The following is a 10,531-nucleotide window of genomic DNA, read 5'->3' on the forward strand; positions in this document are numbered from 1 at the left end:
TCGCCAGGGGCGGATACGATTCAGCCTATGAACACCGCCAGCGCTCCTGAGGCCATGCAGCCGTCATCGGAACTCGCGTCCGGAACCCAGGCCACCGCCAAGGCCCGGGTCCTCGCCTGGGCCGCCTGGGACTGGGGATCTGCGGCCTTCAACGCGGTAATGACCACCTTCGTGTTCACGGTCTACCTCACCTCCAATGCCTTCGGCGGCGAGGATCAGGCTTCGGCCGTTCTTGGCGGTGCACTGGCCATTGCGGGGATCGCCATCGCGCTGCTCGCTCCGGTGACCGGGCAGCGCTCGGACAACGGCGGGCGCCGCAAACTGTGGCTGGGAGTCAATACGGCTGCCGTCGCCATCCTGACGGGCCTGTGCTTCTTTGTGTTCCCGCGGCCTGAGTTCCTGCTGCTGGGCGTTTCCCTGATCGCGCTGGGGAATGTGTTCTTTGAGTTTGCCGGCGTCAACTACAACGCCATGCTGGCCCAGATCTCCACGCCGAAGAACATCGGCAAGGTCAGCGGATTCGGCTGGGGCATGGGCTATCTGGGCGGCATCGTGGCCCTGCTGATTGTGCTGCAGCTGTTTGTGCAGCCGAGCTTCGACTGGTTCGGCGCCTCCACCGAGGACAGCCTGAACATCCGGCTCGTGGCTGTGTTCTCCGCCCTGTGGTTCTTCATCTTCGCCCTGCCGGTGCTGTTCGCGGTCCCGGAACTCCCGCGCCCGGAGCGGGCCCGGCCCTTGGGTTTCCTGGCCTCCTACGGCCTGCTGATCCGCCGGATCAAGGCCATCTATGCCACCAGCCCGCACACCATATACTTCCTCCTGGCCAGCGCAGTGTTCCGGGACGGCCTCGCTGCGGTGTTCACGTTCGGCGGGATCATCGCGGCCGGCACGTTTGGCTTCGAGTTGTCGCAGGTCATCTTCTTCGCCATCTTCGGCAACGTCGTTGCGGCGGTCGGCGCCGTCATCGGCGGGTTCCTGGACGATCGAGTGGGGCCCAAGGCCGTGATTATGGGTTCCCTGGTGGGGCTGCTGGTCGCCGGGACCATGATCCTGGTCCTCGGCAACGAAAACTACATCTTCTTTGGCACGGCGTGGGCCGGCAGCACCACCTTCTGGGTCTTCGGGCTGTTCCTGTGCCTGTTTGTGGGGCCTGCCCAGTCCTCGTCGCGGGCTTACCTGGCCCGGCTGGCACCGCACGGCGAGTCCGGCGAGCTGTTCGGCCTTTACGCCACCACCGGCCGTGCCGTCAGTTTCCTGGCCCCGGCGCTGTTCACCCTGTGCATCACGCTGGCCACTCCGCTGGTGGCCCCTGGCGAGGCACAGCGCTGGGGAATCCTCGGCATCATGGTGGTGCTGCTCGCCGGCCTGCTGGTCCTGCTCCCGGTCAAGTCCCCGGACAAGACCGCCATCGCCGTCGTTCCAGCCTCCTAGCGCGAACGGGCACTTAAGCCCGAAACCGGCCTGCAAAGACTAGGCTGGTGGTATGAACGTGGACGAGACTGACCTCCCCGGCCTGGGCCGTCGGAAGGACTTCATGACGACTTCCGGCCGCCGCATCGGCGTCGTGGAGTTGCGCGAGGGCACGATGGAACTCATCGTTTCCACTTGGGACGATCCCGACACCTGCCAGGCGTCGATTCCCCTGACCGGTGATGAGGCCGCCACCCTGGGTAACCTCCTGGGCGGGCAGCACCTTGCCATGAAGCTGACTGAAGAGCACCGGGAGATCCCGGGCATCGTGACCAGGCAGTTCTCCATCGCCCCGGAATCCCCGTTCCAGAACCAGCCCATGGGGAAGGCCTGCATCCGCACCCGCTGCGGAGTCTCGATCGTGGCGATCATGCGTGAAGGCGAAGTGCTCCCGTCGCCGGGACCCGACGTCGTACTTCACTCCGGTGACCTCCTCGTTGCAGTTGGAACGCAAGAAGGCCTCGATTCGGCGGCCGACATCCTGCGCAACGGCTGAGCGTCATGGACCCGCTGGCCCTGACCCTCATTGAACTGGGGGCCGTTGTGTTCTGCCTTGGCCTCCTGGCCAGGCTGGCCGGACGGATCGGAATGTCACCCATCCCGCTCTACCTCGTTGGCGGACTCGCCTTCGGCGCAGGCGGTGTGGTCAAACTCGAAGGTATGCACGAATTCGCACATCTCTCGGGCGAAATCGGCGTGATCCTGCTGCTGCTTATGCTCGGTTTGGAATATACGGCTGCCGAGCTTTTCACCGGTCTGCGCAGGTCCTGGCAGGCCGGTGTTCTTGACCTGGTGCTGAATTTCCTGCCCGGCGCGGCGCTGGCGCTCCTGCTCGGCTGGGGAACGGTGGGCGCCATGGTTATGGGCGGTGTCACGTACATATCGTCCTCAGGGATCGCCGCTAAAGTCATCACGGACCTGGGCCGGATCGGTAACCGCGAGACCCCCGTGGTGCTGTCCATCCTCGTGTTCGAGGACCTGGCCATGGCTGTGTACCTGCCCATCCTCACCGCCACCCTCGCGGGCGTGAGCTTCCTGGGCGGGCTCACCACGGTAGCAATCTCGCTGGCCGTGGTCACCGTCGTGTTAATGGTGGCGCTGCGGCACGGCCACCGTGTATCAAAAGCGGTGCACAGCGAAAACTCCGAAGTATTCCTGCTCAACCTGCTCGGCGCCGCACTGCTGGTGGCCGGCGTCGCGTCAGCCCTGCAGGTTTCGGCCGCAGTGGGCGCGTTTATGTTGGGTATCGCGATCTCGGGAGCTACCGCCCACAGCGCCACCCGGATCCTGGAACCGCTGCGGGATCTCTTTGCGGCCATCTTCTTTGTGGCCTTCGGGCTCAACACAGACCCGTCGACCATCCCGCCGGTACTCGGCTGGGCTCTGATCCTGGCGGCCATCACTGCCACCACCAAGATGCTCACGGGCATCTGGGCTGCCAAACGGGCCGGAATTGCACGCCGGGGCCGCTTCCGTGCAGGCGCCGCCCTGATTGCCCGCGGCGAGTTCTCCATTGTGATCGCCGGCCTGGCCGTGGCGTCTGGCGTGGTCCCGGACGATCTCGCCGCCCTGGCAACCGCCTACGTGCTGATCATGGCCGTCCTCGGGCCGCTTGCCGCGCGCTATGTGGAACCGGTGCTCAAGGCGTTCGGCGGGCCTGTCCGGTTGGCCGCGAAGGCGTAGGCCACCACGCTCCCCGCACCGAGAGGTTAGATCTCGGCGCTATAGCGCTAAGCCCGGGCCTGAGCGCCGGGATCTCACCCCTCGAAGGAAAAGGCTCAGACCTCGGTGCGGTGGAAGTTCAGGTGGCTTCGGCTGGCCGTCGGCCCGCGCTGGCCCTGGTAGCGGTTGCCGTATTCGCCGGAACCGTACGGGAACTCAGCAGCAGAGGTCAGCCGGAAGAAGCACAGCTGGCCGATCTTCATGCCGGGCCAGAGCTTGATGGGCAGCGTGGCCATGTTGGACAGCTCCAGCGTGACGTGGCCGGAAAATCCCGGATCAATGAACCCGGCCGTGGAGTGCGTCAGCAGGCCCAGACGGCCCAGGGAGGACTTGCCTTCCAACCGCGCAGCAATGTCGTCCGGCAACGTGACGGCCTCGTAGGTGGAACCCAGGACAAACTCGCCGGGGTGCAGGATGAACGGCTCACCGCTCTCCACCTCCACAAGCCGCGTCAGCTCGGGCTGCTCTTCGGCGGGGTCGATGTGCGCGTACTTATGGTTGTCGAAAAGTCGGAAGAACCGGTCGATCCGCACGTCCACCGAGGATGGCTGGACCATCGCGGGATCGTACGGTTCGAGGACGATCCGTTGGGTGTCTAGTTCGGCACGAATATCGCGGTCAGAGATCAGCACGCCTCCCAAAATACCGCATTATCCACAGCCCACAGTTTTTCGTTGTTGCTGTCGCCTAGTGGGGCTAATGTTGCCTCAGCATGTCAGCCGCCGGATGGTCTCCCGGCTGGTACAACTGAACTGATCTGGGGTTGGTTTTGAATAAATTTGCGGCGCCCGCCGTTGTGGCCATGTTGTGCGCGCTCGCCCTCGTGTCCCCGGCCGCCGGCATGTATTCCGGCCCGCCGGCGAATGCGCCGTCCGTCCAGGCAAGTGCCTTTGGACCGCGCACGGTCACGTTGGGACCGTCGGGAACAGCGGACGAAGGCGGCGCACCCGACGTTGAGACCGGCACCGGTTCCCCGCTCGCCCCAGCCGTGGAACCGGTGATCACACCGGCATCACCCGCCGGAGAAGGCACGTCAGGGACGGCGGCGCCGACGACGGCGACGGTGGCTGCGCCCGAGACCACCACGTCCGACCCAATCGCGCCCGAGCCGCCCTCCCTGCCACCCCTCTGGGCCCCCGAATCCGAACTGGCCCACAACAAAACCGCAGCTCCCACCCTGTCGGCTCCCACCGCTCCAGCCCCCGCAACGGAATCACTTACTACCGAATCCCTTGGCACTGAGGCCCTCGTGCCGGACAGCAACACGGCCGCCATCCTCACGGTTTTCAACGAAATCAACAACTACCGGGTGTCCAAGGGCCTGGCCCCGGTCAAGTACCACCCCACGGTGGCCGGCATGGCGCAGGAATGGTCCGACAGCATCGCGTCCCGGGACGTCATTGAGCACCGTGCCAGCTTCTGGACCGACCCCCGCGCCCTGAACCCGAGCAGCGGCGGTGAGGTCATTGCCATCCGCACGGACCGCAACGCGGCCCAGCTAGTCGAGTGGTGGAAAAGCTCCGCCGGCCACAACGCCATGCTGCTGGACCCGCGCTTCAACGTCATGGGCGCCGGGATCTCGTACACGAACAATCTGTACACCATCTGGGGTGTGGTGAACTTCTTCGGCTACACCACTCTCCCTGCCGGCACCGTCACGTCGCCCGGGGGCAGTTCCGCCGGCGGGGGCGCCTTCCCCCCTCCGCCGCCGACCCTGTGCGACCCGGCCGTCAAACACATGCCGCCCACCCTGGATTTGAGCAGCGCGGCGATCAACAGTGCCGCTGATCTGGTGACCATCAACGCCTCGGGCCAGCTCATCAACCGCCCCTCCACAGGGAACAGGACCTTTGGTGCTGCCAAGGTCATCGGCTCCGGTTTCGGGACGGCCAAGGAAGTGTTCACCCCCGACTGGGACCGCGACGGCGTCTATGACCTCCTGACCCAGTGGACCAACGGCAACCTGACCCTGCACCGGGGCATCGCCACCGGCGGGTTCCAGGCGTCGGTCACCCTGGGCGGTGGCGGCTGGGAAACCCTCACGCTGGCCGTCGGCGGCTGGTGCGCCAACAACCGGCTCCCCCAGCTGGTCGCCCTGGATACCGGCGGCAACCTGTATCTCTACCCGAACGTGGGCCTGGCCGACATGTCCTCGCGCACCGTCATGGCGACCGGCGTGACGGCCAGGAAGCTGAGCATGGTGGATTATGACGCCGACGGTTTCCAGGATCTCCTGGCCATTAGGTCCGACGGCGGTGTGCAGCTTTACCGCGGAGCTGGCACTCCGGCGCCACGCGCCGAAGCCCGGCTCACCGTCGCCACTGGCTGGACCGATGTCACCGGGATCCGTCCGCTGCGCGACGTGACAGCCCTGAACTCCACGGGGGTGGCACTGCGCCGGGCCAATGACGTGGTGCAGTACTGGAACCTGAGCACCGGAACCCTGGCGTCGCCGTCGAACATCACCGGAAGCTGGGCGGGCCAGCGGCTGGCGCAGTAGCCCTCAGGCGGCCGTCCGTATTTCCAGGACATCCTTGAGCCGTGCGAGCTGGGACACTTCGGCCCTGATGGTGCGCTGGATGCCGGTGTTCATCAGGCCCAGGAGGCCTTTGGGCTGGTATTCGAGGGCGAACCTGACCCGGGTGCCGGCCGGTTCGGTGCTGAGGTAGTACCCGCCGGTGGGCTGCGAGGGTCCGGAGATCACACGGAACTGGATCTCGGCGCCCGGCCTGGCCTGCGTTATTTCAAAGTCGGCGGGGATTGTCCGTCCTGACCGGCCCGTGGTTGTCTGCCGGTACACAGCGCCCTTGGTTCCGGCGGCACCGGACATCAAGTCGATGCTGCGGATGCCCTTTCGCCATAGGGGAAGGTTCATTCCGTCCACCAGGAACGCGTACACGGTCATTGCGTCGCACCGGATAAGCACCTCGTGCTCTGCAAATACCATGGGAGTCCTTAGTTAGCGGCTGGTCAGGTGGTAGCCCGCCCCACCCCCATGACACCGCAGCTAACGGGTTCAGAGTAGCCACTCGGCCCGCCCCGGACCTAGCCACTGACAGCGCCGTTATTGAAGAGTTACTGGATGACGCGGCCGGTAGCGGCCATCCCGGCGGACACGGGTCCAGTGCGTGGTCACTGTTGCTGGCGCGTGATCGCATCTGCGCTAAGCTAAGTTCTGCCCCGCTCAAAACGGGGCGATGCGGCTGTAGCTCAATGGTAGAGCGCTAGCTTCCCAAGCTTGATACGCGGGTCCGATTCCCGTCAGCCGCTCCAATCTTTCTCACCACCGTTTTTCGCACCACAGCAGCTGGCCCGCCGGCGCGGCGACTCCCACTCCATACGGCCATCACCCGGGGGCTGTTAGGCCCGGCCGTGTATCGTCAGAAGTCAGGAACCTCTTCGGTTCCGCTACAGGAGCAATCATGGCTGACAAGTCCCCGCGTCAAGCAGCATCCAAAAAAGCCGGCAAGTCCATCAAGGAAAAGCGCGCCGACAAGCGGGCCGCCGGAGCGCCGGCCACCTCCCTGGACATCACGTCCAAGGCCGCAAAAAAGAAGTGAGTGGCCAACAGAGCCACCTGACCCTCGGCGTCCTGGCATCCACCCGGAAACCGGACGAACGCCGCCTCCCCATCCACCCCCTGCATTTCGAGCGGATCGCTCCGGAACTGCGCCAGCGCATCATCCTGGAGCAGGGCTATGGTGAGCGCTTCGGCGTCTCGGATGACCAGCTCTCAACCCTCGTGGGCAAAATGGCCACCAAGGAAGCGCTGCTGGCGGAGGCCGACGTCGTACTCCTGCCCAAGCCGCAGCCGGAGGACCTCGCGGAACTGCGCGACGGCCAGATCCTCTGGGGCTGGCCGCACTGCGTCCAGGACCGCGCCATCACCCAGCTGGCCATCGACAAGAAGCTCACGCTCATCGCCTTCGAAGCAATGAACCACTGGGCGAGCGACGGCGGATTCGGGCTTCACGTGTTCCACAAAAACAACGAGCTGGCCGGCTACTGCTCGGTGCTTCATGCGCTCTCGCTCACCGGCTCCACGGGTGACTACGGCCGCCGGCTCAGTGCCGTGGTGATCGGCTTCGGCGCGACCGCCCGCGGCGCAGTGACCGCGCTGAACGCGCATGGCATCCACGACGTTCAGGTGCTGACCAACCGCGGAGTTGCGGCAGTTGGTGCCCCGATCCACTCGGTCAACATCGTCCAGTTTGATCACGACGACAAGGCACCCTTCCTGAGCCAGGTCATCACCGAGCGGGGCCGGGTTCCGCTGGCGCCGTTCCTGGCCGAGAGCGACATCGTGGTCAACTGCACGCTGCAGGATCCGAACAATCCGCTGACGTATTTGCGGACTGAGGACCTCGCGGCGTTCAGCCCGGGCAGCCTGATCGTGGATGTTTCGTGCGACGAGGGAATGGGCTTCAGCTGGGCGCGGTCCACCACGTTCGCAGAACCGATGTTTACCATCGGCGACCACATCAACTATTACGCGGTGGACCACAGCCCGTCCTACCTCTGGAATTCCTCCAGCTGGGAGATCAGCCAGGCCCTGCTGCCGTTCCTTGAGACGGTCATCGGCGGCCCCGCGGAGTGGGATGGGAACGAAACCATTTCCCGCGCCATCGAAATCCGCGAAGGCGTGGTCCTCAACAAGGACGTGCTGGAGTTCCAGCGGCGCGAGGCCGAGTACCCGCACCTGCCGGCTTAGGCTCTGCCGCTGTGGGCCGCGGCGTAGACGCCGCGGCCACCCGTCTGACGATCCGCAGCGGGTGGCGGCGGTCCTTGAGGTCCACCCTGAGCGCCAGCGCGCCTTTTCGGGCCAGGACGACGGCGACAGTCACCGCGGCGAGCGCCGGCACCCCGCCGGACACCATGAGTGCCACGTGCGGGTCCACGTGCTCGGCGATCCACCCGAGCATGGGCCCGCCGATGGCCTGGCCGCCGATCAGCACCATGATGTACAGGCTCATGACCCGGCCGCGGATGCCCATGTTGGAGCTGATCTGGACCAGCTGGTTGGAGCCGGTCAGGAACATCAGGCACCAGAATCCGGACAGGACCATCACCACGCTGAACCAGAGCATGGACGGCGCCAGGGCGGCCAGGCACAGCATCAGGCCATACATTCCCGCGCAGAACACCACGGAGCGGAGCCGCAGGTGGCGGCGCCGTGTGGACGCGACAGCACCGGCCAACGCCCCCAGTGCCACCAGGGCGTTCAGCAGGCCATAGCCGCCGGCGCCGACGTCGAACACGTGGTCCGCGAACGCGGCGAGCAGCACGGGCAGGCTCATGGCGAAGACGGAGATGAAGCCGGCCATCAGCCACGGCCAGTAGATGGTGGGCTTGCTGAGCGCGTACTGCAGTCCTTCCCGCAGCATGCCCTTCTTCTTGGGCGCGGGAGCACTGACGAACAGTTGGTCCTTGCGCAGGAGCAGCAGCATGGCCACGGTGGAGCAGCAGGCCAGCGCATTCGCGGCGAAGGCCCAGCCGGCGCCGACGGCGGTGAGCAGCAGTCCTGCCAGTGCCGGACCGATCAGCCCGCCCAGCTGGAACGTCGTGGAGTTGACGCTGATGGCGTTCCGGAGGTATTTGGGGCCCACTAGTTCGTTGACGAACACCTGGCGCGCGGGCTGGTCCAGCACGGTGACCAGGCCCAGCAGCAGCGCGATGACGTACACGTGCCACACTTCGATGGCGCCGGTCAGGGCAAGTGCCGCGAGCGCTGCGGCGAGGACCGCGGCCAGGCTCTGGCACAGGATGAGGATCCGGCGCTTGGCGAACCGGTCCGCCATCATGCCGCCCCACGGCCCCAACAGCAGCGACGGCATGAACTGCAGCGCCACGGTGATGCCCACGGCGGTGACGGAACCGGACAGTTCCAGCACCAGCCAGTCCTGGGCGATCCGCTGCATCCAGAGGGCGACGACGGCGACAAAGTGCCCGATCGCGAAGATGCGGAAATTGGGGACTTTCAGGGAGATAAACGTTTGCCGCCAGGGGAGGTGTTCACTGACGACGGCGATGGGTTGGGTCTGGGCAGAGGCGGCGGTAGCGGAGTCGATGACGGGCTGGCTGACGGTTGCCGACGTTGGCGGTGGGGGTGCCACAGGGATGTCCTCAGGGAAGCGGGCGGACTGGGATGCTTCCCACGCTAGGCTGGTTCCAGGTGATTATGTAGCCCTATCTCGCCTATAACTACCATTGCAAAGCGTAATAACGCCCACTCTGACGTGGGTGGACAGTCAGCCCGCAGCCAAAGGAGTCCACTGTGTACGAACCCACCCAGCTCCGTTCCTTCCTGGCCGTAGCCGAGACGCTCAGCTTCACCAAGGCCGCGGAGCGCCTGGGCCTGGCACAACCCACCGTCAGCCAGCATGTCCGCAAGCTGGAGACGGCGGCGAAGCGCATCCTCATCAGCAGGGACACCCGCGACGTCCGGCTCACGGACAACGGTGACGCGATGGCCGGCTTCGCCCGCACCATCCTTTCGGCCCACGATGCCGCCACCCGTTACTTCTCCGGCTCGGCCATGCGGGGCCGGCTGCGGTTCGGCACGGCGGACGACCTTGCCATCACCGGCCTCCCCCGGATCCTTCGGGAGTTCCGCCAGGTCTATCCACAGATCAACCTTGAGCTCACCGTTGGCCAGAGCGACCAGCTGTATAAGAAACTCAATGCCGGCCAGCTGGACCTCGTGTTTGTGAAGTGGGTGGCTGGCGTCAAGGACGGCACCGTGGTCCAGCACGACACGTTTTCCTGGGTGGGACTGGAACAGACGTCACTGGAGCCGGGGCATCCCGTACCGCTGATCTCATACCCCTCCCCCAGCCTCAGCCGGAAGCTGGCCATCGATGCACTGGAATCAAGCGGCCGGACCTGGCGGATCACGTGCACTACCCGGCAGATCAGTGGTGTCCTGGCGGCACTCCGGGCAGGCATCGGCGTGGCTGTGATGCCGACGTCGCTGGTTCCCGAAGACCTCAAGATCATCACCCGCCGGTTCGACCTGCCTCCAGTGGGCGATGTGGATTTCACCCTGATCCGGAACCCGCTGGCCAACGCCGAAGTGATCGATGCGCTGACCCAGACCATCGTCGGGCGGACGCTCAAGAAGTCGGTTTGACCGAATTTGCCGCAGGAATCAGGGCTGGAAACGAACCATTGAAGTAAAAGCCCGCCTCGCCTATGCTGGAATATCCATGGGTCAAGCAGTGGCCGGTTCAACACTACGAGTGCGCCATGCAGCCCATGATGCGGCCGCACTCGGGATAGGCAGCCAATGACGACAGCCGAGAACACCCATTTACACACTGTATATACCCAGCGACATAGC

General features: G+C 65.3%; 10 protein-coding genes and 1 tRNA gene. 8 read left to right on the forward strand and 3 right to left on the reverse strand.

Translation table 11 applies throughout. The features are described from left to right. Positions 1-27 precede the first annotated feature (27 nt). The 3 genes from NIBR502772_RS00925 to NIBR502772_RS00935 are packed head-to-tail and all read left to right on the forward strand — an operon-like array spanning position 28 to position 3,153. Positions 28-1,431: an MFS transporter gene (locus NIBR502772_RS00925; RefSeq protein WP_141138698.1), complete on the forward strand. Its 1,404-nt coding sequence runs from the start codon at positions 28-30 to the stop codon at positions 1,429-1,431. A gap of 52 nt (positions 1,432-1,483) precedes the next feature. After that, complete coding sequence (locus tag NIBR502772_RS00930; protein ID WP_056341364.1) at positions 1,484-1,966, forward strand: cation:proton antiporter regulatory subunit; 483 nt, start codon at positions 1,484-1,486, stop codon at positions 1,964-1,966. A 5-nt stretch (positions 1,967-1,971) separates the two neighbouring features. Next, complete coding sequence (locus NIBR502772_RS00935) at positions 1,972-3,153, forward strand: cation:proton antiporter (protein WP_141138699.1); 1,182 nt, start codon at positions 1,972-1,974, stop codon at positions 3,151-3,153. 95 nt (positions 3,154-3,248) lie between these two features. Here NIBR502772_RS00935 and dcd read toward each other — a convergent pair whose 3' ends face one another. Continuing rightward, positions 3,249-3,824 (reverse strand): dCTP deaminase, encoded by a 576-nt coding sequence (dcd, locus tag NIBR502772_RS00940; protein ID WP_104063269.1) that lies wholly within the window; start codon positions 3,822-3,824, stop codon positions 3,249-3,251. 137 nt (positions 3,825-3,961) lie between these two features. Here dcd and NIBR502772_RS00945 point away from each other — a divergent pair, with 137 nt between their 5' ends. Then, positions 3,962-5,692, forward strand: coding sequence for a CAP domain-containing protein (locus NIBR502772_RS00945; RefSeq protein WP_371706747.1), 1,731 nt, complete (start codon positions 3,962-3,964; stop codon positions 5,690-5,692). 3 nt (positions 5,693-5,695) lie between these two features. Here the strand turns inward: NIBR502772_RS00945 and NIBR502772_RS00950 are convergent, their stop codons facing one another. Beyond that, a complete protein-coding gene (locus tag NIBR502772_RS00950; RefSeq protein ID WP_141138700.1) occupies positions 5,696-6,139 on the reverse strand; it encodes an SRPBCC family protein in 444 nt (147 codons plus the stop codon). A gap of 252 nt (positions 6,140-6,391) precedes the next feature. Here NIBR502772_RS00950 and NIBR502772_RS00955 point away from each other — a divergent pair. The 3 genes from NIBR502772_RS00955 (at position 6,392) to NIBR502772_RS00960 (ending at position 7,903) form a co-directional block, all read left to right on the forward strand. Beyond that, positions 6,392-6,465, forward strand: a tRNA-Gly gene (locus tag NIBR502772_RS00955). A 149-nt stretch (positions 6,466-6,614) separates the two neighbouring features. After that, entirely contained in the window at positions 6,615-6,752 is a 138-nt protein-coding gene (locus NIBR502772_RS22260; RefSeq protein ID WP_167349828.1) for a hypothetical protein, read from the forward strand. Next, positions 6,749-7,903, forward strand: a complete 1,155-nt coding sequence (locus NIBR502772_RS00960) for a N(5)-(carboxyethyl)ornithine synthase (RefSeq protein ID WP_056341373.1) — start codon at positions 6,749-6,751, stop codon at positions 7,901-7,903. Before NIBR502772_RS22260 ends, NIBR502772_RS00960 begins: the two co-directional genes overlap by 4 nt. Here NIBR502772_RS00960 and NIBR502772_RS00965 read toward each other — a convergent pair. Next, complete coding sequence (locus tag NIBR502772_RS00965; RefSeq protein ID WP_141138701.1) at positions 7,842-9,305, reverse strand: MFS transporter; 1,464 nt, start codon at positions 9,303-9,305, stop codon at positions 7,842-7,844. The two genes, NIBR502772_RS00960 and NIBR502772_RS00965, sit on opposite strands and share 62 nt — an antisense overlap. Before the next feature lie 161 nt (positions 9,306-9,466). On the opposite strand from NIBR502772_RS00965, the gene NIBR502772_RS00970 reads away from it, so the two are divergent. Further along, complete coding sequence (locus NIBR502772_RS00970; protein ID WP_056341377.1) at positions 9,467-10,321, forward strand: LysR family transcriptional regulator; 855 nt, start codon at positions 9,467-9,469, stop codon at positions 10,319-10,321. The last annotated feature ends 210 nt before the right edge of the window (positions 10,322-10,531 follow it).

The organism is Pseudarthrobacter sp. NIBRBAC000502772, assembly GCF_006517235.1.
Lineage (GTDB): Bacteria > Actinomycetota > Actinomycetes > Actinomycetales > Micrococcaceae > Arthrobacter.

What these genes read in the sequence shown, in the direction of transcription:
- NIBR502772_RS00925 (WP_141138698.1), top strand. Translation starts at nt 28, where the DNA reads ATGAACACCGCCAGCGCTCCTGAGGCCATGCAGCCGTCATCGGAACTC.
- NIBR502772_RS00930 (WP_056341364.1), top strand. Translation starts at nt 1,484, where the DNA reads ATGAACGTGGACGAGACTGACCTCCCCGGCCTGGGCCGTCGGAAGGAC.
- NIBR502772_RS00935 (WP_141138699.1), top strand. Translation starts at nt 1,972, where the DNA reads ATGGACCCGCTGGCCCTGACCCTCATTGAACTGGGGGCCGTTGTGTTC.
- NIBR502772_RS00950 (WP_141138700.1), bottom strand. Translation starts at nt 6,139, where the DNA reads ATGGTATTTGCAGAGCACGAGGTGCTTATCCGGTGCGACGCAATGACC.
- NIBR502772_RS22260 (WP_167349828.1), top strand. Translation starts at nt 6,615, where the DNA reads ATGGCTGACAAGTCCCCGCGTCAAGCAGCATCCAAAAAAGCCGGCAAG.